The 22757-nt window shown below is 69.3% G+C and carries 23 protein-coding genes; 18 read left to right on the forward strand and 5 right to left on the reverse strand.

Translation table 11 applies throughout. The features are described from left to right. Positions 1-203 precede the first annotated feature (203 nt). Positions 204-1649, reverse strand: coding sequence for a chromosomal replication initiator protein DnaA (gene dnaA / locus GPA03_RS21345; RefSeq protein ID WP_156254091.1), 1446 nt, complete (start codon positions 1647-1649; stop codon positions 204-206). Between the two features lie 519 nt (positions 1650-2168). Between dnaA and rpmH the strand changes: the two genes are divergently transcribed. The 6 genes from rpmH to rsmG are packed head-to-tail and all read left to right on the forward strand — an operon-like array spanning position 2169 to position 5414. After that, positions 2169-2306 carry a 50S ribosomal protein L34 gene (rpmH, locus tag GPA03_RS21350; RefSeq protein ID WP_162458464.1) on the forward strand — a complete coding sequence of 46 codons (138 nt, stop codon included), beginning with the start codon at positions 2169-2171 and terminating at the stop codon, positions 2304-2306. A 9-nt stretch (positions 2307-2315) separates the two neighbouring features. Continuing rightward, a complete protein-coding gene (gene rnpA / locus GPA03_RS21355; RefSeq protein WP_156254092.1) occupies positions 2316-2693 on the forward strand; it encodes a ribonuclease P protein component in 378 nt (125 codons plus the stop codon). Beyond that, entirely contained in the window at positions 2690-3022 is a 333-nt protein-coding gene (yidD, locus tag GPA03_RS21360; protein ID WP_241681435.1) for a membrane protein insertion efficiency factor YidD, read from the forward strand. The genes rnpA and yidD overlap by 4 nt, the downstream gene beginning before the upstream one ends. Before the next feature lie 30 nt (positions 3023-3052). Further along, on the forward strand, positions 3053-4201 hold the full coding sequence (yidC, locus tag GPA03_RS21365; RefSeq protein ID WP_156254093.1) for a membrane protein insertase YidC: 1149 nt from the start codon (positions 3053-3055) through the stop codon (positions 4199-4201). An 8-nt stretch (positions 4202-4209) separates the two neighbouring features. Beyond that, positions 4210-4758, forward strand: coding sequence for a Jag family protein (locus GPA03_RS21370; protein WP_156254094.1), 549 nt, complete (start codon positions 4210-4212; stop codon positions 4756-4758). Positions 4759-4778: 20 nt separating this feature from the next. After that, positions 4779-5414, forward strand: coding sequence for a 16S rRNA (guanine(527)-N(7))-methyltransferase RsmG (rsmG, locus tag GPA03_RS21375; protein WP_156254095.1), 636 nt, complete (start codon positions 4779-4781; stop codon positions 5412-5414). Positions 5415-5462: 48 nt separating this feature from the next. Here the strand turns inward: rsmG and GPA03_RS21380 are convergent, their stop codons facing one another. Continuing rightward, complete coding sequence (locus GPA03_RS21380) at positions 5463-6167, reverse strand: GntR family transcriptional regulator (protein WP_241681436.1); 705 nt, start codon at positions 6165-6167, stop codon at positions 5463-5465. A 217-nt stretch (positions 6168-6384) separates the two neighbouring features. Between GPA03_RS21380 and GPA03_RS21385 the strand changes: the two genes are divergently transcribed. The 6 genes from GPA03_RS21385 to GPA03_RS21410 are packed head-to-tail and all read left to right on the forward strand — an operon-like array spanning position 6385 to position 13117. Beyond that, positions 6385-8115, forward strand: coding sequence for a GH39 family glycosyl hydrolase (locus GPA03_RS21385; protein WP_156254172.1), 1731 nt, complete (start codon positions 6385-6387; stop codon positions 8113-8115). Further along, entirely contained in the window at positions 8115-8957 is an 843-nt protein-coding gene (locus GPA03_RS21390; protein ID WP_156254097.1) for an aldo/keto reductase, read from the forward strand. The genes GPA03_RS21385 and GPA03_RS21390 overlap by 1 nt, the downstream gene beginning before the upstream one ends. Positions 8958-8979: 22 nt before the next feature. Then, on the forward strand, positions 8980-9972 hold the full coding sequence (locus GPA03_RS21395) for a carbohydrate ABC transporter permease (RefSeq protein ID WP_156254098.1): 993 nt from the start codon (positions 8980-8982) through the stop codon (positions 9970-9972). Beyond that, entirely contained in the window at positions 9969-10832 is an 864-nt protein-coding gene (locus GPA03_RS21400) for a carbohydrate ABC transporter permease (protein ID WP_156254099.1), read from the forward strand. The genes GPA03_RS21395 and GPA03_RS21400 overlap by 4 nt, the downstream gene beginning before the upstream one ends. 45 nt (positions 10833-10877) lie before the next feature. Beyond that, positions 10878-12323, forward strand: coding sequence for an ABC transporter substrate-binding protein (locus GPA03_RS21405; protein ID WP_156254100.1), 1446 nt, complete (start codon positions 10878-10880; stop codon positions 12321-12323). Between the two features lie 26 nt (positions 12324-12349). After that, positions 12350-13117, forward strand: coding sequence for an SDR family NAD(P)-dependent oxidoreductase (locus GPA03_RS21410; protein WP_156254101.1), 768 nt, complete (start codon positions 12350-12352; stop codon positions 13115-13117). A gap of 144 nt (positions 13118-13261) precedes the next feature. Here GPA03_RS21410 and GPA03_RS21415 read toward each other — a convergent pair whose 3' ends face one another. Further along, a complete protein-coding gene (locus tag GPA03_RS21415) occupies positions 13262-13984 on the reverse strand; it encodes a FadR/GntR family transcriptional regulator (RefSeq protein WP_156254102.1) in 723 nt (240 codons plus the stop codon). A gap of 172 nt (positions 13985-14156) precedes the next feature. On the opposite strand from GPA03_RS21415, the gene GPA03_RS21420 reads away from it, so the two are divergent. From GPA03_RS21420 to GPA03_RS21440, 5 genes are read left to right on the forward strand one after another with little or no spacing between them, the layout of a single operon-like run. Then, a complete protein-coding gene (locus tag GPA03_RS21420; protein WP_156254103.1) occupies positions 14157-15152 on the forward strand; it encodes a 3-hydroxyacyl-CoA dehydrogenase family protein in 996 nt (331 codons plus the stop codon). Then, the gene (locus tag GPA03_RS21425; RefSeq protein WP_156254104.1) at positions 15149-16099 is read left to right on the forward strand and encodes a sugar phosphate isomerase/epimerase family protein; all 951 of its coding nucleotides are present in this window, start codon (positions 15149-15151) and stop codon (positions 16097-16099) included. Before GPA03_RS21420 ends, GPA03_RS21425 begins: the two co-directional genes overlap by 4 nt. Continuing rightward, positions 16096-17802, forward strand: a complete 1707-nt coding sequence (locus GPA03_RS21430) for a dihydroxyacetone kinase family protein (protein ID WP_156254105.1) — start codon at positions 16096-16098, stop codon at positions 17800-17802. The genes GPA03_RS21425 and GPA03_RS21430 overlap by 4 nt, the downstream gene beginning before the upstream one ends. A 1-nt stretch (position 17803) precedes the next feature. Continuing rightward, positions 17804-18295: a ribose-5-phosphate isomerase gene (locus GPA03_RS21435; RefSeq protein WP_156254106.1), complete on the forward strand. Its 492-nt coding sequence runs from the start codon at positions 17804-17806 to the stop codon at positions 18293-18295. Continuing rightward, the gene (locus tag GPA03_RS21440; RefSeq protein ID WP_277755268.1) at positions 18288-19043 is read left to right on the forward strand and encodes a triose-phosphate isomerase; all 756 of its coding nucleotides are present in this window, start codon (positions 18288-18290) and stop codon (positions 19041-19043) included. Before GPA03_RS21435 ends, GPA03_RS21440 begins: the two co-directional genes overlap by 8 nt. Before the next feature lie 78 nt (positions 19044-19121). Here GPA03_RS21440 and GPA03_RS21445 read toward each other — a convergent pair whose 3' ends face one another. After that, positions 19122-19751 (reverse strand): TetR/AcrR family transcriptional regulator, encoded by a 630-nt coding sequence (locus GPA03_RS21445; protein ID WP_156254107.1) that lies wholly within the window; start codon positions 19749-19751, stop codon positions 19122-19124. Between the two features lie 191 nt (positions 19752-19942). On the opposite strand from GPA03_RS21445, the gene GPA03_RS21450 reads away from it, so the two are divergent. Further along, positions 19943-20095, forward strand: coding sequence for a hypothetical protein (locus tag GPA03_RS21450; RefSeq protein WP_156254108.1), 153 nt, complete (start codon positions 19943-19945; stop codon positions 20093-20095). 1918 nt (positions 20096-22013) lie between these two features. Here GPA03_RS21450 and GPA03_RS21455 read toward each other — a convergent pair. Next, the gene (locus tag GPA03_RS21455) at positions 22014-22487 is read right to left on the reverse strand and encodes a GNAT family N-acetyltransferase (RefSeq protein WP_156254109.1); all 474 of its coding nucleotides are present in this window, start codon (positions 22485-22487) and stop codon (positions 22014-22016) included. Between the last annotated feature and the right edge of the window lie 270 nt (positions 22488-22757).

The following is a 22757-nucleotide window of genomic DNA, read 5'->3' on the forward strand; positions in this document are numbered from 1 at the left end:
GGGACACCTCTACCAGGCCCACCCCGAACGATTCCGAGCCCGACCCGTCATCCACACCCCGATGGCACAAGTCGCCATCAACCACCCCACCACCGACGACCGACTCCAGACAGGTTGACAGGTTCCGTACGGAACGAACTCGGCGCTTTCGGGGCCAAGGCCGAGCGACGGGGCGAGACGTCGCTGGTGCTGCCGCACCGGGGTCAGGCGCGCTGCTGCTGCTTGATCCGGTTCGTGAGCTCGGTGACCTGGTTGAAGGTGGTGCGCCGCTCGGCCATCTGCTGGCGGATCTTGCGGTTCGCGTGCATCACGGTGGTGTGGTCGCGGCCGCCGAAGAGCTGGCCGATCTTGGGCAGCGACAGCTCGGTGAGCTCGCGACACAGATACATGGCGATCTGGCGGGCGTTCACGAGCACCCGGGACCGGTCGGCGCTGCACAGCGCCTCGATCGTGACGCCGAAGTAGTTCGCCGTCTGTCCCATGATGACCGATGGCGTGATCTCGGCGCCCTCGTTGTCGGTGATGAGGTCCTTGAGCACCATCTCCGCGAGCGCCAGGTCCACCAGCTGCTGGTTGAGGTTGGCGAACGCCGTCACGCGGATCAGCGCGCCCTCGAGCTCGCGGATGTTGCTGGAGATCTTCGAGGCGATGTACTCGAGCACCTCGGGCGGCGTCTGCAGCTCCTCGGCACCCTCCTTCTTGCGGAGGATCGCGATGCGGGTCTCGAGGTCCGGCGGCTTGACGTCGGTGAGCAGACCCCACTCGAAGCGTGAACGCATCCGGTCGTGGAACCCGTCGAGGGCCTTCGGGGGCTGGTCGGAGGTGATCACGACCTGCTTGCGGTCGTTGTGCAGGGTGTTGAACGTGTGGAAGAACTCCTCCATCGTCTGTTCCTTGCCCTGCAGGAACTGGATGTCATCGATGAGGAGGACATCGACCTCGCGGTAGCGCCGCTGGAACGCCTCGGCCTTGTCGTCGCGGATCGAGTTGATGAAGTCGTTGGTGAACTCCTCCGAGTTCACGTACCGCACCCGCACGCCCGGGTAGAGGTTCATGGCGTAGTGCCCGATCGCGTGCAGCAGATGCGTCTTGCCCAACCCGGACTGCCCGTAGATGAACAGCGGGTTGTACGCCTTCGCGGGTGCCTCGGCCACCGCGGTCGCGGCCGCGTGCGCGAAGCGGTTCGAGGAGCCGATCACGAACGTGTCGAACGTGTAGTTCGAGTTCAGGCGGGCGTTGGGGTCGACGCCCACGCCATCGATCCGGTTCGCGCCGGGCTCGAACCGGTTCTCGATCCGCGGAGGCTCCGGTCGCTTCTCGCGCAGCGGCGGCTCGGGCGGCGTCACCGGGATCTCCAGCGGCGCGTTGTCCTCGAGCGAGGGATCCACCGTGACGGCGACCTTGACGTTGCGGATCAGTGCGTCCGAGAGCGCCGAGGTGATCGACTCGCGCGCTCGGGTCTCGATGAACTCCTTGGCGAACTCGCTCGGCACGGCCAGCAGGATGGTGTCGTCGATGACACCGAGCGGCTTGGTCAGGCGGATGAAGCCGAGCTGCGCACCGGTGACCTCGCCGCGGTCCTGGAGAATGTCGACCGCGCGGCCCCAGCCCTGCGCAAGCGCTTCGGAATCCACTGGTTCCTGAGACAACCGGCCCACCCTCGATCGCGGTTGTGAACACGGGTTCCACAACACTATCCACAGACTGTGGGAAGTGCTCCACAGCAGGTTCAGCGCTGGTGAGTGCCTCTCACGAGTGCTGAGCCGCCATGCTAACGCCGGTCGGTTGTCCACATGTCCCGGTCCGGTCACGGGATCTGCCCCGAGCGCGATCCCCCGGCGCCGAGTTCGTCGCAGACCGTCCACTTCGGTGGGTGCTCCCCACGAACTCGACGGGGAGCACCGAACTCGGTGGCCGGTGGTGCGCCGGCAAGGGTCCTGGGCGACAGGTGACGCGTCTCTCAGCGCACGCACCGCGTCGCGTTTGACCGTGTTCCCCGACGTCACCTATCCTTGTGCGGTTGTGTGCCGGGCGGCCGGTGCCCGCCGTGTCCTGGAGAGAGTCTTCCAGTCACAGCGCTCGGCCCGCCGCACGACGCCGATCCAGACCTTTCGCCGGTCAGTCCATTCCAGGCTGCCGGCGGCCACCCGAGCAACACGGAGATCCTCGTGACCAAGCGGACTTTCCAGCCGAACAACCGCAAGCGCGCCAAGGTGCACGGCTTCCGTCTCCGCATGCGCACCCGCGCGGGCCGCGCCATCCTCGCTGCGCGCCGCCGCAAGGGCCGCGCCGAGATCTCCGCCTGAGCGGTACCGGTGCTGCCGGCGCGGCACCGGATGCGGCACAGCGGCGACTTCGCCCGGACCATCCGATCGGGTAGTCGGGCCGGAGGGCACCACCTGGTGGTGCACCTGCTGCTGGCCGACCCCGAGCAGACCGATCCCACCCCCGCCGAACCGGCGCGGGTGGGTTTCGTCGTCTCCAAGGCGGTCGGGAACGCCGTCCAGCGGAACCTGGTCAAGCGTCGCCTGCGCGAGATCGTCAGCCACAGGCTGAGCGAGATTCCCGACGGCGCACTCGCCGTGGTCCGTGCCCTTCCTGCTGCCCAGCGCGCCAGTCATGCGGAACTCCGCGACGCCGTCGACCGTTCGATGGACGTGGCCACGAGGCGAGCGCAGCGGAGCCGGGCATGAGCGACGAGCCCAGGCCCGGGATCGCTGCTCGGCTGCTGGCCGGTGCGGTGCGCGGCTACCAGCTGATCGTCTCGCCGTGGTTCGCACCACGATGCCGGTACTACCCGAGCTGCTCGGCCTACGCGATCGGCGCGCTCCGCACGCATGGCGCGATCCGCGGAACCGGGCTCGCGGTGTGGCGGGTACTGCGCTGCAACCCGTGGTCGCTCGGCGGCGTGGACCACGTGCCGCCCCGTCATGACAAGGCGGAGATGCACCACCACACGACCGAGGGCACGGCGAAAGGCCGTACCCTCGGTGGTCGGACCTCGCGCGGGGCCCAGGCCTGAGCGCGCTCACCACCACGACGAAAAGACCTCATGGACTGGTTTGACGGGATCCTCTACCCCCTGATGTGGGTGGTGGCCTGGATCATGTACGGCGCCCACAACGTGCTCACGTTCCTGGGCCTGCCCGGCGACAGCGGAGCGAGCTGGCTGCTCTCGATCGTCCTGCTGGTGGTCGTCATCCGCGTCCTGCTGATCCCGCTATTCGTGCGGCAGATCAAGGCCTCGCGCGGCATGCAGCTCGTGCAGCCCGAGATCCAGAAGCTGCAGAAGAAGTACAAGGGCAAGACCGACCCCGCCTCGCGCCAGGCCATGCAGCAAGAGATGATGGCGATCTACAAGGACCACGGCACCTCGCCGTTCGCGTCCTGTCTGCCGCTGCTGGCACAGATGCCGATCTTCTTCGCGCTGTTCCGGGTGCTCTACTCGCTCGGTCCGCTCTCCCGGGGCGAGTACGGCGATCGTGACTCGATCGGCCCGCTGACCCAGGAGATCGCGGTCCAGATCGAGCAGTCCACGATCTTCGGCGCCCGCCTGTCCGACACCTTCCTGACGCCCGACACCACGACCAGCGTCAAGATCATCTGTGCGGTCCTCGTGGTGCTGATGTCGGCGTCGACGCTGTTCACGCAGCGTCAGCTGACGATGAAGAACATGCCGCAGTCGGCGCTCGACAACCCGATGGCGCGGCAGCAGCGGATCCTCATGTACATCCTGCCGCTGGTGTTCGCGTTCTCCGGCGTGAACTTCCCCATCGGTGTGCTGATCTACTGGACCACCTCCAACATCTGGTCGATGGGCCAGCAGTGGTGGGTCATCCACAACAACCCGACGCCGGGTTCCGAGGCCGCGCGCATGTACGAGGAGCGCAAGGCCCGCAAGGCCGCCCGCAAGCGCGGCGGCGCGCCCGCCCTCGAGGATGCGGGAACCGCCGGCTCGGACGTGCTCGAGGACGAGAAGCCGACCCCCGGTCAGCGCGTGCAGCCGAAGAAGGCGCCGCGCAGCAAGCGCCGCCCCGGCGGGCAGCTCGCCAGCAACCCGGAGCCCGCATCCGGTACCGCACCTGAGCCTGAGGACGAGCCCGTCGAGAAGGACGCCGTCGAGGACGCGCCGCTCGAGGACAAGCCCTCGACCCCCAAGCCACCCACGGGCAAGAAGAAGCCCAAGAAGCCGAAGAAGTGAGCACGCAGATGACCGAGACCGACCCCGGCGCAGCGACCGCCGAAGCCACCGCCGTCGAGCCCCGGAAGCAGGACGGCGAGGACACCAGCCACCTCGACGCCGAGGGCGACATCGCCGCCGACTACCTCGAGGAGCTGCTCGACATCGCCGACATCGACGGCGACATCGACATCGACGTGGACCACGGCCGTGCGGCGGTCGAGATCGTCAGCGAGGAGGACGGCGGGCGTGGCCTTCGCCGACTCGTGGGCGACGAGGGCGAGGTCCTCGACGCGCTGCAGGAGCTGACCCGGCTCGCGGTGCAGGCCCGTACCGGCGACCGGTCCCGTCTCATGCTCGACATCGCCGGCCACCGCCAGGCCCGCCGCAACGCGCTGACCGAGCTCGCCAAGGAGGCGATCGCGCAGGTGCAGACCAGCAAGCAGGACGTCAGTCTCGAGGCCATGAACCCGTTCGAGCGCAAGGTCGTCCACGACGCCGTCGCGGCCGCCGGACTCGTGAGCGACTCCGAGGGTGTCGAGCCGAACCGTCGCGTGGTCATCCGCGCCGGTTCCTGACCTCGTTGTCGTCAGGCGAGGTGCCCGAGCCGACTGACGTCGTCGAGCACGACGACCGCAGCCGCGAGATCCTCGGGCGAGGGTTCGACGGCGCAGCGTCCTTCGCGAGGATGCTCGCCGCCGAGGGCGAGCTCCGTGGCCTGATCGGGCCGCGCGAGCTGCCGCGGCTGTGGCGCCGCCACGTGGTGAACAGCGCCGCGGTGGCGCCGTACCTGCCCGCGTCCGGGTCGCTCGTGGACGTGGGGTCCGGTGCGGGACTGCCCGGGCTCGTGCTCGCGCTGATGCGGCCCGATCTGCAGGTTCACCTGCTGGAGCCGATGCAGCGGCGGGTGGCCTGGCTCACCGAGGTGAGCGAGCGGCTGGAGCTCGAGAACGTCGTCGTGCACGCGGTCCGCGCCGAGGACATGCAGGGCGAGATCCTCGCCGATGCCGCGACCGCACGCGCCGTGGCTGCGCTCGACAAGCTCGCGCGGTGGACGCTCCCGCTCGTGCGCCTCGGCGGTGTGCTGCTGGCGATGAAGGGGCAGCGCGCCACCGAGGAGGTCACCAAGGCCGGCAAGACCCTGCGGAACTTCGGCGTGACCTCCGTCGAGGTCCACGACATCGATCTGTACGACGATGGCGATGTCACCCGCGTGGTCGAGGTTCGTCGGTAGCAGCCCGCCGCGCAGCTGCTACGGCAGCACGGACGAGGCTGATGCCTCTCAGGAACTGGCCCGACGCCGTCGGGTCGCCTCTCGGCGGCTCGGGAGGTCGAGCTGGGACAGGCGGGTGTAGGCGCCGCTGAGGTGCTCGGCGGCGGCTGAGCGCGCGTGGGCGGGGTCGCCCGAGCAGAGAGCGTCGCGCAGCTCCTTGTGCTCGGGGAACCCGACCGTGGGGAAGTCCGGGAAGTTGACGTTGCGGGTGTAGAGGAAGAACGACACCTGGCTGCGTATCGACCGCCACACGCGTCGCAGCCGCACGTGGTCGGCCGCGTCGTACATGACGTCGTGGAACGACAGGTCGAGGCGCACCGCCTCCTGTGGCTCCACCGAGCCGGAGGTGACCTTCATCGCGGCGAGGATGCGATCGAGCTCGGCGATGTGCTCCTCGCTCATGCGGGTGGCGGCGCGCTCGGCGGCGAGGACCTCGATGGCCTCCCGCAGGGTGTGCACCTCGTCGACGTCCTCGCTGGTGAGCACGGAGACGAACGCGCCGCGGTGGCGGCGGATCTCGATCGCGCCCTCGGCCTCGAGCATCGCCAGCGCCTCGCGGACGGGGCCACGACTGACGTCGAGCTCGTCGGCCAGCTCGGTCTCGCGCAGGTGCTCTCCCGGAGCCAGCTGCCCGGTCGCCAGTCGCTCGCGCAGGACCTGCACCACGTACTCCGACAGCGATGTGCGCGGCGGACCGGCCACGTTGCTGCTCACAGGCTCCATCGTCGAGCCCTCCCCCTCCGTGTCTCGAGTGGTTCGTCGTTGCTCGGTGCGCCCACCCGTGCGGCGGGGCGTGGGGTCAGCCTAGACCCAATGTGCAGATCGATAACACCAGACTGTTGACAATCTGCAACGGGAGTGGAATGTTAACGCTCGCATGCTGCATCCCGCTGGAGCTCAACCCTCGAAGGAGAGGACCACCGTGACCCTGATGGCCCACAACCCCGGCATCGCGAACGACCGCAAGCACCCCTTCCCGCACGCGGCGCCGAGCGACCCTGACGCTCCGCACGTCCGCAGCGCGCGGGTGACGGTCGACGCGAGCCTCGACCGTGGCCCTCTGACCCGGATGTGGGAGAGCGTCGGCTTCGACGAGATCAACTGGACCTACACCCCGACCGGTCGGAACCTGCTCCACACCTTCGGCGAGATGACCGAGACCGGCTATCACATCCGGCCGCACTACGTCTTCTGCTCGGGCAACGGCTTCGGCATCCCCCACTGGGGCAACGGCAACGTCTACCACGAGGACGCCGAGGGCAACCCCTACTACGACTTCACGATCGTCGACCAGACCTACGACGCGATCGTCGAGGCGGGCCACCACGTGCTGGTCGAGCTGGCCTTCACCCCCCGTGAGCTGCTCCCGGACGAGGCTGCCGACTTCACGGTGCCCGCGAGCCCGACGACGTACTCGGCCTACGAGCACGGGGCCTGGTCCTACCCGCCCAAGGACTACGAGCGCTGGGGCGGTCTCGTGGCCGCGCACGCGCAGCACTGCGTGGAGCGCTACGGGATCGACGAGGTCCGTACCTGGCTCTGGGAGCTGTGGAACGAGCCGGACATCTTCTACTGGCGCGGCACCCCCGAGCAGTTCTACGAGCTGTACTCGGTCACGGCGCGAGCGGTGCGCTCAGTGATCGCCGACGCCAAGGTGGGCGGGCCCGCCGTGACCGGCGGCGGCGTCGAGTTCATGCGCGGCTTCCTCGCGCACACGCTCGCCGAGGCAGACCCGATCGACTTCGTGTCCTTCCACACCAAGGGATCGGCCTTCCGACCCTGGCGCGAGTACGGGCCCACCGGTGGCGAGGCGTCGGCCAAGCAGAACCCCTCGGCGCACAAGATGCTGTTCGAGGTCCGCCGGCTGCTGCGCGTGGTCGCCGAGTTCGAGGCGTACCACGGGCTCCCCGCGATCGTCGACGAGTGCGACGCGGGCGTCCCCGCCCACTACGGCTTCTACGACAACGCGAACTTCGCGTTCCAGAACACCGAGTACTACCCGGTGTTCCAGGTGAAGCTGATGAAGAAGCTGCTCGACCTCAACGAGGCCGAGACGGTACAGGTTGAGCAGGCCACCTCCTGGAGCTGGTACTTCGAGGGCGAGCGCTTCTTCGAGGGCACGCGCGCGTTCCTGACGGCGGGCGGCATCGAGAAGCCACTGCTCAACGCCTACCGGGCACTGGCCGAGCTGGGCTCGAACCGGATCGAGGCGACCTCGGACGCGGCGCACCCGGTCAGCGCGCTCGACGACGCGATCGCCACCGGTGCGAGCATGCCCGAGGAGGTCGACGTGCTGGCCTCCCGCAACGGCACGGGCGAGGACGCCGCCGTCTCCGTGCTCGTGTGGCGTCACACCGACGACCAGTACCAGACCGACGACGAGCCCACCACGGTGAGCATCTCGATCGCCGGGCTCGCCGACGGCGAGCACGTGCTGCGGCACCGCCGGATCGACGCGGACCACAGCAACTCGCACACGATCTGGCGCTCGCTCGGCTCGCCGCAGGTCCCCTCCGACGAGCAGCTCACGCAGATCAGGTCCCGGCAGGGGCTCGAGGAGCTCGAGCCCGAGCAGCGGGTCACCGCCTCCGGCGGCACGGTCGAGCTCACCGTCAGCCTGCCGCTCCCCTCGGTCTCGCTGCTCACGCTGGAGCGAGCCTGATGGCTCACCTCCACACCACGGTGACGCTGCCGGGTGGCGTCGAGATCCCGCAGGTCGGGCTCGGCGTGTTCCAGGTGCCGCCGGACGAGGCGCAGCGGGTGGTGGAGGAGGCGCTCGCCGTCGGCTATCGGCACGTGGACACCGCTGCGGCGTACGTCAACGAGTCCGGTGTCGGCGCGGCGCTCCGGGCCGCAGCCCTGCCCCGGCAGGAGGTGTTCGTCACCAGCAAGCTCCGCAACGGCGACCAGGGCTACGACGCGACGCTGCGCGCCTACGACGACACGCTCGAACGGCTCGGCATCGACGCGCTCGACCTGTACCTCATCCACTGGCCGAACCCGGCTGCGGGGCTCTGGCAGGACAGCTGGCGGGCGCTGGAGAAGCTGCTCGAGGAGGGCCGGGTGCGGGCGATCGGCGTCTCGAACTTCCTGGCGGAGCACCTGCGTGAGCTCGAGATGTTCGCCTCCCACCTGCCTGCGGTGAACCAGATCGAGGTCCACCCGGCGTTCCAGCAGCGCGAGGTGATCGCCGAGTGCGCAAGGCTCGCGATCGCCGTCGAGGCGTACTCACCACTCGGTCAGGGTGCAGCGCTGGACAGCGAGGTCGTCCAGCAGATCGGGACGGCGCACGGACTGAGTCCGGCGCAGGTGGTGCTGGCCTGGCACGTGCACCAGGGCCGCGTGGTGATCCCGAAGACCGTCTCTCGCGAACGCATGGTCGAGAACGCTGCCCTCGCGGGGGTGGAGCTGTCGGCGGAGGAGATCACCGCCGTCGACGGTCTCGAGGCCGGGACGCGCATCGGCAACGACCCCCGCACCTTCGCGTTGTCCCAGATCCGCTGACCAGACCCAAGGAGGAAGCTCGATGGCGAGTCCGTCCTTGATCGCCGATGCGGCGACCGGGAAGTCCGCAGCCCCTGTCCGCGGGCGCTCGCGCCGCGCCGATCAACGCCCCGGGCAACGGGCCCGGGAGCGCCGCAGGAACCTGTGGATCTACGCGTTCCTGCTGCCCACGTTCGTGCTGTACGGGATGTACACGCTCTACCCGATGGTGGCCAGCTACTGGTACTCGCTGGTGGAGTGGAACGGCTTCACCGCGGACCAGGAGTTCGTGGGCGTGGCCAACTACGAGAAGGTCTTCGCCGACCCGCAGTTCTGGAACTCGGTGAAGGTCACGCTCATCTTCATGCTGATCGTGGCACCGCTGCGGGTGTTCGGTGCGTTCGCACTGGCCATCCTGCTCAACTCGCCGAAGCTTCCCTTCACCGGTTTCTTCCGCACCGTGTACTTCATCCCGGTGGTGACGACGACGGCGATCGTGGGCGTGGTGATGCGCTTCATCTTCGACCCGGCGAGCGGGCCGATAGCGGGAGTGCTCGACCTGTTCGGTGCTGGCCCGGTCGACCTGCTCGGGTCCTCGGACACCGCGCTGATGACGGCGGGCGTGGTCTACGTGTGGAAGTTCTTCGGCATCACGCTGATCTACTGGCTCGCAGCGCTGCAGACGATCCCGAGGGACCTGTACGAGGCGGCCCGGATCGACGGCGCGGGCCCGCTCGGGGTGTTCCGCTACATCACGCTCCCGATGCTGATCCCGTTCCTGCTGATCATCTCGGTGCTCACGATCGAGGACTGCTTCCACGCCTTCGACCTCATGCAGACGATGACTGCGGGTGGTCCGTTCTACAGCACCGAGATCGTGGAGATCTACATCTACCGGTTCGCGTTCGCGGCCTCGATCCCGCAGCTCGGGCACGCCTCGGCAGCCGCCGTGCTGTTCGGACTGCTGGTCCTGGTGGTCGTGCTGATGCAGGCCTGGGCCACGGTGGCCTCTCGACGTTGGGGGAACCGCTCATGAGCACGACGACGGCGACCCGGTCCCACCTGAGGTCACCACGGCGGGTGGGCTGGTGGCTGGGTGCAGCCGTGCTCGCGTTCGTGGCCTTCGTGTGGATCTATCCGTTCCTGTGGATGGCCTCCGCGTCGTTGAAGACCTCGGGCGAGGTCTTCTCCGGGGGCCTCGACCTCATCCCCGAGATGGTCCAGTGGGAGAACTACTCACGCGCCTGGGGCGACGGGAACTTCAAGGTCTACCTGCTCAACACCGTGATCGTCACGGTGGCGACGGTCGTCATCGTGGTGATCCGCTGCGCCCTCGCGGGCTACGTGCTCGGCCGGTACAAGTTCCCGGGGTCGCGGGTGATCATCGGCATCCTGGTCGCCACGCTCTTCGTGCCCACCGGGTACACGATCATCCCGATCGTCAAGCTCTCCCTCGAGCTCGGCATCCTCGACGACCACAGCGGCATGATCCTCGCGCTCGCCGGTGGCGCCAACGTGGCGTCGATCCTCATCTACGCGGGCTACTTCCGCGGGTTGCCGGCCGAGCTCGAGGAGGCGGCGATCGTCGACGGCGCGGGGTTCTTCCGCACGTTCATGCGGATCATGCTGCCGTTGTCGATGCCGGTGACCGCCACGGTAGCCATCCTCACGTTCCTGTTCACCTGGAACGCGTTCTTCCTGCCGTTGGTGTTCTCCTTCAGCAACCCGGCACTGCGCACCGTGAGCGTGGGCATGCAGGCGTTCGTGGGCGAGAACTCCACCGACTGGCCGGGCATGGCCGCCGCCGGCGTGATCTCCATGCTGCCGATCGTCGTGCTCTACGCCTTCATGCAGCGCTATTTCGTCGAAGGCATCGCCGGCGCCGTCAAGTCCTGACGCCGCCACATCCATCAACTATCGACACTCAACGAGGAGAACGACATGACCCGCATCAATCGCCGCCACTTCATGGGCGGCGTCGGACTGGCAGGACTCACCGGCATGCTCGCTGCATGCGGGGGTGAGAGCGCACCGCCGAACCCCGGCGGCACCGGTGGTGGCGGCGGTGGCGGTGAAGGTGGCACGTTCACCTGGTGGGACCACTTCGGTGGCCTGCAGGACCTGCACGCGCAGTGGGCGGCCGATGAGGCCGAGCGGCTCGGCATCACGATCGAGTACTCCTACAACGAACCGGGCAAGGCCACCGAGGCCCTGCAGCTCGCGAACCAGGCGAACTCGCTCCCGGACATCTACTCGAACGTGGTGGGACTGCCCCTGCCAGCCCTGGTCGAGGCCGGCTGGCTGAGCCCGATCACGCTCTCGGACGAGGCGCTCGCACGGCTCCCCGAGGATGCGTTCACCGACGGCATCACCAGGCTCGACGGCGAGATCTACGGGCTGCCCGCCCTTTCGGACCGGCAGTACTGGGGCTGCACCTGGTTCAACTCGGTGATCGCCGAGGAGATCGGGTTCGAGGGGCCCAAGAGCTACGACGAGCTCCTCGCGGCGCTCAAGATGATCGCCGACGACGGAACCTACGCCCCGATGACGCTCGCCCTGGGCGCCGCCGGCCGCACGCGCGACCAGGTGGACGATCTCGCGCAGGCCGGTGGCTTCCCGGGCTGGCAGGGCCTGCGGTACGACACCGGGGAGTACGAGTACCACCACGACTCCTACCTCAACGCGATCGAGCTGCTCAAGGAGATCTCGGACAACGGGTGGTTGCTGCCCGGGACGAACTCGTTCCAGGTGCCCGACGCCCGCGGCCGCTGGGCCGCCGGCGAGATCGGCTTCTTCATCGACGGCCCCTGGTCGCCCGGCGGCGTGCGTGCCCTGAACGCCGAGCACGTGGAGCGGATGGCCACGTCCGGTGAGCTGACGCCCGAGGGCGAGGAGCTCGTGATCACGCGGGGGGCGCCCGCGCCCACCTGGTTCGTCGCGGGCTCGACCTCGGACGCCGAGATGGCCAGCCAGATCATCGAGACCTTCACCCAGGACGACTACCAGGCGGCGCTCGCCACGGCGATGGACCAGCCGCCCCTGAACCTCGACATCGTGGCTGAGGCCGACGTGATCGACGCCTATGCCTGGCTCGTGGAGGACTTCAAGAAGCGCGTCTTCCGCGCCCCCCAGCCCCAGGTTCGCAAGATCGAGGTGACGGAGGTGCAGGCACGCCAGACCCCGCCGTCGACCGACCTCGGTGCGATCGTCCAGGGCTACCTGGGCGGCGACATCACCGATGTCCGGGCCGAGCTCGTCAAGCTCAGTGACGCCTTCTCGGCCGCGCTCGATGCCGCGATCGACGACGCGTCCGGTGACGGCATCGACGTCAGCCGCGCGGACTGGGAGTTCGCGGACTGGCAGCGCGGCACCGACTACACGTACTGACGGATCGAGAAGGCGGAGGACGGCGGATGGACACCTTTCCAGGAGAGCGCACCGTGATCATCACCGGTGCCGCATCGTTGCGCGGCATCGGACGTGCTGCGGCAGCGAGGCTGGCCCGCGAGGGTTGGTCGATCGGGCTGCTCGACATCGACGGTGACGCCGTCTCGGACCTGGCCTCGGCGCTGAGGGTCGAGCACGGTGTCGAGGCGGCGGGCGTCGGCGTGGACGTGGGAGACGAGCCGGCTGTGAGATCTGCCATCGACGAGCTCGAGCGGGGGCTGCCGCCGATCGTCGGGCTCGCGAACGTGGCGGGCGTCAGCTCACCGGACCCGTACCTCGAGCTGCCCGAGGGTGAGTGGCGGCGCGTGATGCGGATCAACCTTGACGGCGTCCATCACGTCACCCACCGGGCGGCCGAGTCGATGGTGCGCACCGGCATCGGGCGCATCGTCTCGATCAGCTCGGTCTCGGCACAGCGTGGCGGTGGGACGTACTCCAAGACGCCGTACTCGGTGGCGAAGGCCGGCGTGATCGGGCTGACGCGCTCGTTGGCGCGTGAGCTCGGGCCGCACGGGATCACCGTCAACGCGATCGCCCCCGGCCCGATCGACACCGACATCATGGGCGGCACCCTCACCGAGGAGCGCAAGGCGATCATGGCGGCGGATCTGCTGGTCGGCCGCGTCGGCACGGTCGAGGACATCGCCGGCGCCATCGCTTTCCTGCTCGGTGCCGATTCCGGCTACATCACCGGTCACACCCTGAACGTCGACGGCGGGATGTACATGCACTAGCCGCCCTGGTGGCTGCGCGACGGTGCGCACCGGTGGCAGGCGCCCAGGTCCGCTGAGTTCGTTGCCCACCGTCGAGGTCGTCGGGCGTACCCGACGAGCTCGACGATGTGGACCGAACTCGGCGACCAGGGGCGACCGGAGGGCTCAGCCCGAGAAGGCGCGGAGGAGGTCGCGGCGGGTGGTGGCGAGGTGCTTGCGCATGGCACGGGCAGCACCGGGGGCATCGCGGGCCGCGATCTTCGCCAAGATCAAGCGATGCTCCTCGAGGAGATCGCCGAGGTCCGGACTTCCCTGGAGGTATCCGTGCAGGCTCTTCAGCCGGCCGACCTTGAGCGGGTCGGCCATGCCCTCGACGAGCAGGCTGATCATCCGGTTGCCGCTCGCTTCGGTGATGCCGTGATGGAAGCGCATGTCGGCGGCGGTGAAGGAGTCGTCGTCGGCAGCGTCGGTCATGGCCTGCAGCGCCGCCTCGAGGCTCTCGATCTGCGGCTGGGTGGCGTTGCGAGCGGCGAGCTCAGCGGCATGGACCTCGATGGCGAGGCGCACCTCGAGGAGCTCGAGCAGCCCACCGGCGTCGCGGCGGACCGACGACGAGAAGAAGTCCCGCAGCTGGCTCGCGTTCGTCGCGACGACGACCGGGCGCCGGCCGTGACTGACCTCGACGAGGCCGCGGGCCGCCAGCGAGCGCACCCCCTCGCGCACGGTCAGCCGGCTCACCTGGAGCTGCGCGGAGAGCTCGGCCTCCGACGGCAGCGAGTCGCCCGCCTCGTAGGTGCGGTCGAAGATCAGGTCTTCCAGATGTGCCACGACCGCGTCGGAGGCCGTGCGCGGTGGCGTGCGCTCGGGGTGCGTGGGGGTGGCCGGCATCCCCACATGGTGCCAGAGAATCGATGGCGATGGACCTCACTGTGCTGATGAGTGTCCCGTGGCGATCCCTCCGGTGCCGCAAGATTGGGCTGGCGGGTGTCGCCGCAGAGCGATACGGTGGACGAACTTGTCAGATGAGTGTGGCTCACCCACCGAAGAGAGAGCACAACGGATGATCAACAGGATCGAGCGGGTCGCCGTCATCGGCGCCGGCTACATGGGCACGGGCATCGCGCAGCGGCTCGCCGCGGCGGGTGTCACGGTGACCGTGACCGACGCGTCGCCGGAGCTGGCCGAGGCCGGCCGCCAGCGGGCCCTGCGTGACGTCGCTCGCGATGTCGAGGCCGGGCTGCTGCCGGCCGGCACCACCGAGGCGGTCGAGGCGAACCTCACCGCTGCGGCCACGCTCGAGGAGGCGGTGCGGGATGCCGACTTCGTCGAAGAGGTGGTCCCTGAGGTCCTGGAGATCAAGCGGGACGTGCTGGCGCGGATCTCGGCGGCCGCGCGCCCCGATGCCATCATCGGTTCCAACACCTCGACGATCCCGGTCCGGCTGATGGCCTCGGCGGTCGAGCGGCCGGAGCGGTTCCTCGTGGTCCACTGGAGCAACCCTGCGCACCTCGTGCCCGGCGTCGAGCTTGTGGTCGGCGAGGCCACCGAGGAGGCCGTGCTGCCGGCGATCAAGGAGCTGCTGCAGCGCGCCGACTGGGTGGGCGCGGTCGTCGGCGACGCACCCGGCTTCGTGCTGAACCGGCTTCAGTTCGCCCTGGTGCGAGAGGCGCTGCTGCTGGTCGACGAGGGTCACGCCACCGCCGAGGACGTGGACATCGTGCTGCGCACCACGCTCGGGTTCCGGATGCCCTTCATCCCGCCGATCGCGATGCTCGACATGGCTGGTCTCGACATCTACGAGAAGGGGTACGGCCTGCTCCAGGCCGAGCTCGGCGATCGCTACTCGGCGCCACGCGTGCTCACCGAGGCCGTCGCCGATGGCCGGCACGGCATGAAGAACGGCCGCGGCCTGTTCCGCGACTACGCGCCGGAGACCCTCGACGAGATCGCTGCCTGGCGCGCCAAGGCCTACACCGGCATGAGCCGGCTGCTCGCCGAGCTGGGCCCGATGCCCGGCAGCACCACCGAGTCCGAGACCGAGGAGACCTCCGCATGACCGAGCACACCGCCGACACCTGGCCGATCGGCGTCGGGCTGCCCCAGCTGGCCGGCACCACGCGGGATGGTCGCGACGTCACCACCGTGGGACCGGCAGCGTGGCGCCCGGCCTTCCACGAGGTGGCCGCCGCAGGCTTCACCGAGATCGACCTGTTCACCTCCCACATCCGGATCTCCGATCTCGACGCCGAGGGCCGCGCTGCGCTGCTGCGCACCCTCGACGAGTACGGGCTGAGGATCAGCGCCGTGCCGCTCGCGCGGCGCAGCATCATCGACGCCGACCCCGAGCGGGCCGCTGCGAACCTGCAGTTCGCGATCGAGGTGGTGCGCGCAGCCGGTGAGCTCGGCGTCGGGCTCGTCTGTCTCGGGCTGCACCAGCCGCTGACCCAGGCACAGCAGGAGGCCCACTGGTTCTGGCTCGCCCAGGGCGAGGAAGACCCGGACGACCCGGCGGTCTGGGCGGCCGCCGTCGAGGGGTTTCAGAAGATCGGTGCGGAGGCCGAGAGAGCGGGCGTCGAGATCTCGCTGGAGATGTACGAGGGCACCTACCTGGGCACCTCCGAGAGCTCGGTGCGGCTCAAGACCGACATCGGGCTCGCCAACGTGGGGCTGTGCCCCGATATCGGCAACATCGTGCGGCTGCACCGCCCCGTGGAGGACTGGCGGTCGATGCTCGAGGTGATGCTCCCGCACACGAACTACTGGCAGTTGAAGAACTACCTGCGCGACTACGACCCCGCGACCGGGGCGTACTTCTCGGCGCCCGCACCGCTCGAGAGCGGCTTCATCAACTACCGCGAGGCGATCTCCATGGCGCTCGAGGCCGGTTTCGACGGGCCGATGTGCGTCGAGCACTACGGTGGAGATGGGCTCAGCGTCTCGGCGACCAACCGTGACTACATCCGACGCATCCTGCACGCGAAGCTGGAGGCTCCCGCATCATGACGCACCTCGTCAACGACCCGAAGAAGTTCGCCGCCGATGTGCTGGCAGGATTCGTGCGGGCACACCAGGACCGCGTGATGGCGGTGCACGGTGGTGCCGTGCGGGCCACGGAGACCCCGCAGGGCGAGGTCGCTCTCGTGCTCGGCGGTGGGTCCGGCCACTACCCGGCCTTCGCCGGCTGGATCGGCGAGGGCATGGCCCACGGCGCGGTGTGCGGGAACATCTTCGCCTCGCCGTCGGCATCGCAGGCGGCGTCGGTCGCGCGCGCGGCTCACGCGGGCGGCGGCGTGCTGTTCGGGTTCGGCAACTATGCAGGCGACGTCCTGCAGTTCAGCCGCGCGGTCGAGATGCTCGCCAAGGAAGGCATCGAGGCGCGGATCCTCACCGTGACCGACGACATCGCCTCCTCGGACGTGCACGCCGAGCGGCGTGGCATCGCGGGTGACCTGCCGGTGTTCAAGATCGCCGGAGCCGCGGCGGCGCAGGGATGGTCGCTCGACGACGTCGAGCGGGTCACCAAGCACGCCAACGACCGGACCTTCACGATCGGCGTCGCGATGTCGGGGTGCACGCTGCCGGGCGCCGAAGCGCCGCTGTTCACGGTCGCCGAGGGGAGCTTGGCGATCGGGCTCGGCATCCACGGCGAACCGGGTCTGAGCGAGGTCCCGCTGGGGTCGGCGCAGGAGGTCGCGGACGACCTGGTGGACCGCCTGCTGGCCGCCCTCCCCGAGGATCGCGGTTCCCGGGTGGCTGTGCTGGTCAACGGGCTCGGTGCGACGACGTATGAGGAGCAGTTCGTCGTCTTCGGGCGGGTGGCGGAGCGACTCGAGGCCGAGGGCTTCACGTTGGTCGCGCCGGAGGTGGGCGAGCATGTCACCAGCTTGGACATGGCCGGGCTCTCGGTGACCGCGATGCTTCTCGACGACGAGCTCGAGCAGCTCTGGCTCGCACCGATCGACACTCCCGCGTTCCGGCGCGGATCCTTCGGCGCGACGGCGGCGGCACCCCCTCGACGTCGTGCCCTGCCGCAGGAGGCTGTGGCCGAGCGGGCAGCCGGCTCCGAGGCATCGCAGAGCGCGGCCGCTCTCGCGCTGGGGCTGCTCGACGACGTCGTCCTCGTGCTCAAGGAGCACGAGGCGGAGCTCGGCGCGCTCGACGCGGTCGCCGGTGATGGTGACCACGGCCAGGGCATGGTGCTCGGTGCGGTCGGCGCCGCGGATCGCGGGCACGAGGCGGCCCGGGCGGGCGTGGGTCTGGGGACGCTGCTGCGTGAGGTCGGCGAGGCGTGGGCCGAGAGTGCGGGCGGTACCTCCGGTGCGCTCTGGGGCGCCGCGCTGGTCGCCGCGGGCGAGCGGTTGGGCGACACCGAGTCACCTGCTGCTGGTGACGTCGCCGAGGCGGTGAGCTCCGCCGTCGCGGCCATGAAGGAGATGGGCAAGGCCGAGCTCGGTGACAAGACGATGATGGATGCGGCCATCCCGTTCGCCGAGGTCCTCGCCGAGCGCGTGGCCGCAGGTGACGGGCTCGCTCAGGCGTGGCAGGCGGCGGTCGACGCCGCCTCGGAGGCTGCCGACGCGACCGCGGCGCTGCAGGCGAAGAAGGGTCGGGCCAAGACACACGGTGACCACTCGGTCGGGCACGCCGACCCCGGCGCGGTCTCGTTCGTGCACGTGGCCCGCACAGTCGTTTCCAAGGAGGCATGAGATGGGACTCAGGATCGTCGTCGGTGCGGACAGTGCCGGGTACGACTACAAGGAGGCGCTCAAGACGGATCTCGAGGCGTCGGAGCTCGTGGACGAGGTCGTCGACATGGGCGTGGACGCGGGTGGCTCGACCGACTACCCGCACATCGCCGTGGCCGCGGCCAAGAAGGTCGCCGACGGCAAGGCCGATCGCGCGCTGCTGGTGTGCGGCACCGGTCTGGGCGTGGCGATCTCGGCGAACAAGGTGCACGGGGTCCGCGCGGTGACGGCGCACGACTCGTACTCGGTGGAGCGGTCGGTGCTGTCGAACAACGCGCAGGTGCTGTGCTTCGGACAGCGAGTCGTGGGCCTCGAGCTGGCGCGCAGACTGGCCGCCGAGTGGCTCACGTACGAGTTCGACCCGGGCTCGAGCTCGGGGCCGAAGGTTGCGGCTATCGAGGCGTACGACAACGGCGACCTGCTGGCGGAGGCGGCGGAGCAGCGCTGTGAGTGATCCGGCCGTGCCGTCCGCGTGGATCGGCACGAGCTGGAAGATGACCAAGACGCTGGCGCAGGCGCGCGAGTATGCGCAGGCGTTGGCACGGGTGTCCTGGGCCGAGGGGCTCCAGCCGTTCGTCATCCCGCCGGCGACCGCGATCTCGGCCGTCGCGGACATCCTGCCGCCCGGCGGGCCTGTGCTCGTGGGAGCTCAGGATGCGCACTGGGAGGATGCCGGTGCCTGGACCGGCGAGGTGTCGGTGCCGCAGGTGAAGGATGCGGGCGCCCGGCTGCTCGAGATCGGGCACTCGGAGCGGCGGGCGCACTTCGGCGAGACCGATGAACGCGTGAACCTCAAGGTGCACGCAGCCCTGCGGCATGGTGTGCTGCCCTTGGTGTGCGTCGGTGAGGATGCCGAGCAGCGCGCGGCTGGTTCGGCGGTCGAGCTGGTGTCCTCGCAGGTCAGAGCTGCGCTGGACGGCGTGGCGAGCTCGACGCAGGTGCTTCTCGCCTATGAACCCGTGTGGGCTATCGGCGCCGGGGGCACGCCGGCGGCGCCCGAGGACATCGTGGACGTCGTCGCAGCGATCGCCGAGGTGGGCGGGCCGGCGCGGCCGGTGCTGTACGGCGGATCGGTGTCCCTGGACAACGCCGCGGGGTTGATCTCGGTGCCTGGCGTGACCGGGCTGTTCGTCGGTCGTTCGGCGTGGGAGGTCGAGGGTTTCACGGCGCTGGCCGAGATCGTGGCGCAGCGTTCCACGTGAAACGTTCGGGTTGCGGGCGGTGACGACGCCCCAGGTGTCACTTGCTGTTGGCTGGTGATCCTGGCTCGCTGCGCGAGGTCAGCGGTCGCTGAAGCCGTGCGATCGCACCAGCTTGCGCATGGCGGGTGGCGGTGACGCCGCTGTGGTGGCGGCCAGGCCTTCGATGGCGATGGCCAGCACGGCCTCGAAGGTGCCGTCGGTCGAGACGCGCCGCGCGAGATCCTGCTGCACCGCGCCGACGACGACCGTGTACACCACATGCCAGGCCATGTGAGCGACCGTGCGGTCCACGCCCGAGGCGCTGAGGCGTTCGGTCACCCGCCTCAGGAGGTCGGGCCCCGCTGTCGTGGAGCCCGCGCGCTCCAGGATCAGGCTGGCGAGCTGGGGGCGCTCGAGGAGCCAGGTGCGCATCTCGATACCGATGGTCAGGAGCCACTCGTCCCAGGTGCCCGGCGCGTCGCTGAGCTCGAACTCCGCGACCGCAGCAGTGACGACAGCGGTGAGCAGCTCGTCCACGTTGCCGATGTGGTTGTACAGCGCGCTGGGTCGGACATCGAGGTCCGCTGCGAGGGCGCGCAGGCTGAAGTCAGCTCGGCCGCGCTCTTCGATCAGTGCTGCGGCGCGCGTCACCACGGCCGCCTGGTCGAGGCGTTCCCCTGCAGGGGGCGCACCGCGACGGCGGCCGCTTGCTGTATGAACGGTGCTCATTTAGCCTGACTCTGGCCACTATGTGTACAGCAATCATATAGGAGTGGATGAGAGTGAAGCGGGACGTGATCGCCGGTGCTCTGCTGGTGAACGCCATTCCTCATGCGGTCATCGGGCTGGCTGGGCACCGATGTCTGACGCCGCTGGGCGGTGCGGAATCGGGACCCAGGTTGAATCTCGTGTGGTCTGCGATGAACCTCGTTGGCGGCGCCGCACTGCTGGCGAGCGCACCCTGGCGCGACCTCGACGAGGAGGGTGCCACCAGCAGGCGCCGGTCGGTCCACCTCGGGACGGCGATCATGGTGGCGTTCGGCCAGGTGTACGAGGTGCTGGCAGAGAAGTAGGTCCGGGTCGTAGCCTGCCTCGGCGGAAGGGCGTGATGGCCCTTGCTCGGTCCGAGCGGTGAGCGTTTCACGTGAAACATCGGCTACGCCTGACTGGGCCATCGCCATCGCTGGTCCCGTCCCGGCGGCGAGCTGCTACGTGAGCCAAGCGCCCAACGCGGGGCCTGTTTCGCAAGCGACGCGGAGCGACACCGGGATCCCGCTGTACCACGAGTGCGGCACCACGAGCGCGGCGCTCACCGAGGCGCCCACCGAGGCGCCCACCGCGGCGCCCATTGCGGCAGCTCTCGAGCTCGGCTTCCGGCGAGCATGGCGTCGGCGCGAAGCCGCCGTGGGTCCATGGCTTCGTGGGGGACCTTGAGCGAGGTTGGACGTCCACCGTTCCTGGTGTCGCTGACTCCGCGGCTCTGTGTGCCCCCCGCACCCCATGTGCGCTGGCGGGCGCGCGCCCCGATGCCCCGGAGGGCCGGGCAGAGGACTACCCCTACCCCCATTTCCATAGCGGCCTCGAGCGCTTGTGCGGGGCAACGCCGGGGTGGCACGTGCGAGGCTCGCGGCCCGTCGCCCAGCCGACAGGCCCATGGCTGGTCGTGAGGGATGGACATGTCTGCGCAGCAGCAGGATCGAACCTCACCCGGGCCCTGTTGCACGAGCCGCCGACCGCCACGTGTGTCTTGACGTGGCTGGATGGAGGTGACGGACCCTCCGATCCATGTCTGTGCCGTTGTTGCCTGAGCGATCGGGCGGCCCGAGCGAGTGGCCGTTCAGGGGCCGCGCGGGCGATCGCGCGACCTTGGTCCCTGTGCTCAACCGCCGACGTCGAGCGACATGGAGCCGGCATGTCTGCCGTTTCACGTGAAACGCCGGGCCCCGTTCGAGGTACGACGAGGATGGCCACCGGACGTCACAACGGGAGGGGCCTGCCGGAGGCGGGCGAAGCACGGAGCTTCCGCGACGGCGACTCCGCCGGCGACGGCCCCTGCGATCACGGGTGGTGGCGCGGGCGAACGCCATCGACGCCACCCCGAGGAGGTCCGGCGGGCGTCCGCGGCGTCCCGGGGTCGCACGTTCTAGACGCTGACATGGCCACCGTGGAGCCTGGTGAGGGAAATCAAGCCGTCCCTCCGAGCGACCCGGCCGCGGTGTGAGAATGGTGGATGGGTGCGTAAGCGGCGGCTGCGGCGCGCGGGAGTCGGCGAGCCCCAGGCGTCTCCTCCCCGCCAGCCGGTGGACGAGCCCCGACAGCCCGAGCTCCGGCGTTCCACGTGAAACGGGCCATGCCAGACTCCAGAGCAGGCTGAGAGACCGACTAGTTGTGACACGTGGCTTGTCATCCTTGGTATAGACGAGGCCGGGACCCGCTGGGGGTCTCTAGCTCGGCGTGCCACGGACTGGAGTCGGCGGCTGGTGCCTGCACGCCGGGTCTTCGGCGACAGGAGTCTGGTCGCCCTCCAGCCGGGGACCAGCTCGGCGTTCATCGCGCCCCAAGGACTCAAGCACACCGCGCGCGATGGCCGCAAACGGTGAACGTGCGACGACCACCGCGAAGAAGACATGACACCGATCATGGGAGCTAACCCCATCGATGTCCGTGCCGAGGCATGAGGGATGAGCGCGACCGCACTGCAGCGGCTGCGCCGCGACGACGAACGGAGTCCGTGTCTCGGCGCGCCTACGACGCCGACCACCGTCGTCACGCGCCCTGTCAGGGCACAACACGCCACGTTGCGCGCCCGACGTTTCACGTGAAACATCGAGGCCCCACGACTCGCTGCCGGCTCACCCGACATCCCGCTCTCATCGCGTGGCCGTGAGCCTTCGTCGTCACCGGTAGGTCCACCCCGCTGCCGGTCACGATCCGCTACCAGCCGTCAGGCCCCGGAACTGTTGCCACGACGTCCCAGTACCGGCTCCGGGGCTACCGCTCCTCGACGGCGCCATCCGCCCACAGCAGGCGCGAGCTGGTGCGGAACCCGTTGCGCTCGTACAACTCACTCGCCTCCGGCGACGTATGCACGGTGAGGTGCTCCACCCCGCGGTCCCGCGCGGAGGCGAGTACCGCCTGGACGAGCTTGCTCCCGATGCCTGCGCCACGCCGGGAAGGAAGCACGTAGCAGGACTGGAGATCGCCGGACCACCTGTCCAGGTCGTGTGTCGTCGCTACCCGCGGGGTGAGAGCAAGCCACGCCATACCCACCACAGTGCCGCGCGCGGTCACGGCGATGTGCGTCTCACGGTGCGCACGCGCCCATGCTGCGGCCGCCGTCACGAACGACTCTCGGTCGCCGGGCTCGTTGTCTGTCTCCGCCTCCCAGACCCATCGGAGCTGCACGACCCGTTCAAGCTCACAGTCCTCTGCCCGCCGGACAACGACATCGGGTGAGTCGGGCATGGGATGACCGTATCGAGCGCGAGCTAGGGGTGCACCGGCAAACCGAGACGACCTGGCTATCGCGTTCCTCGCCTCCGACTCGGGCGAGGTCGAACGTGGCACGCGATCGGCACGATGAACCAACGGCAGTGCGGGTAGTGGGTCAGCCGAACACCGTGACACTCGGGAACGGTGATGGGGCGTTTCACGTGAAACAGCGCCTGCGCTACGAGCTCGGGCGCAACCTCGGTCGATACCGCCCCGAGAGCCCGGCCGACGCCTGGGCACCAT

It is taken from the genome of Pseudactinotalea terrae (assembly GCF_009733845.1).
GTDB classification, from domain to species: Bacteria; Actinomycetota; Actinomycetes; order Actinomycetales; family Beutenbergiaceae; genus Pseudactinotalea; species Pseudactinotalea terrae.

Excerpts from the sequence above, each read along its gene's own strand:
- GPA03_RS21445 (WP_156254107.1), bottom strand. The coding sequence starts at position 19,751 with ATGAGCACCGTTCATACAGCAAGCGGCCGCCGTCGCGGTGCGCCCCCT.
- GPA03_RS21405 (WP_156254100.1), top strand. The coding sequence starts at position 10,878 with ATGACCCGCATCAATCGCCGCCACTTCATGGGCGGCGTCGGACTGGCA.
- yidD (WP_241681435.1), top strand. The coding sequence starts at position 2,690 with ATGAGCGACGAGCCCAGGCCCGGGATCGCTGCTCGGCTGCTGGCCGGT.
- GPA03_RS21420 (WP_156254103.1), top strand. The coding sequence starts at position 14,157 with ATGATCAACAGGATCGAGCGGGTCGCCGTCATCGGCGCCGGCTACATG.
- GPA03_RS21390 (WP_156254097.1), top strand. The coding sequence starts at position 8,115 with ATGGCTCACCTCCACACCACGGTGACGCTGCCGGGTGGCGTCGAGATC.
- GPA03_RS21430 (WP_156254105.1), top strand. The coding sequence starts at position 16,096 with ATGACGCACCTCGTCAACGACCCGAAGAAGTTCGCCGCCGATGTGCTG.
- GPA03_RS21435 (WP_156254106.1), top strand. The coding sequence starts at position 17,804 with ATGGGACTCAGGATCGTCGTCGGTGCGGACAGTGCCGGGTACGACTAC.
- GPA03_RS21385 (WP_156254172.1), top strand. The coding sequence starts at position 6,385 with ATGGCCCACAACCCCGGCATCGCGAACGACCGCAAGCACCCCTTCCCG.
- GPA03_RS21410 (WP_156254101.1), top strand. The coding sequence starts at position 12,350 with ATGGACACCTTTCCAGGAGAGCGCACCGTGATCATCACCGGTGCCGCA.
- GPA03_RS21425 (WP_156254104.1), top strand. The coding sequence starts at position 15,149 with ATGACCGAGCACACCGCCGACACCTGGCCGATCGGCGTCGGGCTGCCC.
- GPA03_RS21455 (WP_156254109.1), bottom strand. The coding sequence starts at position 22,487 with ATGCCCGACTCACCCGATGTCGTTGTCCGGCGGGCAGAGGACTGTGAG.
- GPA03_RS21415 (WP_156254102.1), bottom strand. The coding sequence starts at position 13,984 with ATGCCGGCCACCCCCACGCACCCCGAGCGCACGCCACCGCGCACGGCC.
- GPA03_RS21395 (WP_156254098.1), top strand. The coding sequence starts at position 8,980 with ATGGCGAGTCCGTCCTTGATCGCCGATGCGGCGACCGGGAAGTCCGCA.
- yidC (WP_156254093.1), top strand. The coding sequence starts at position 3,053 with ATGGACTGGTTTGACGGGATCCTCTACCCCCTGATGTGGGTGGTGGCC.
- GPA03_RS21400 (WP_156254099.1), top strand. The coding sequence starts at position 9,969 with ATGAGCACGACGACGGCGACCCGGTCCCACCTGAGGTCACCACGGCGG.
- GPA03_RS21450 (WP_156254108.1), top strand. The coding sequence starts at position 19,943 with ATGAACCTCGTTGGCGGCGCCGCACTGCTGGCGAGCGCACCCTGGCGC.
- GPA03_RS21370 (WP_156254094.1), top strand. The coding sequence starts at position 4,210 with ATGACCGAGACCGACCCCGGCGCAGCGACCGCCGAAGCCACCGCCGTC.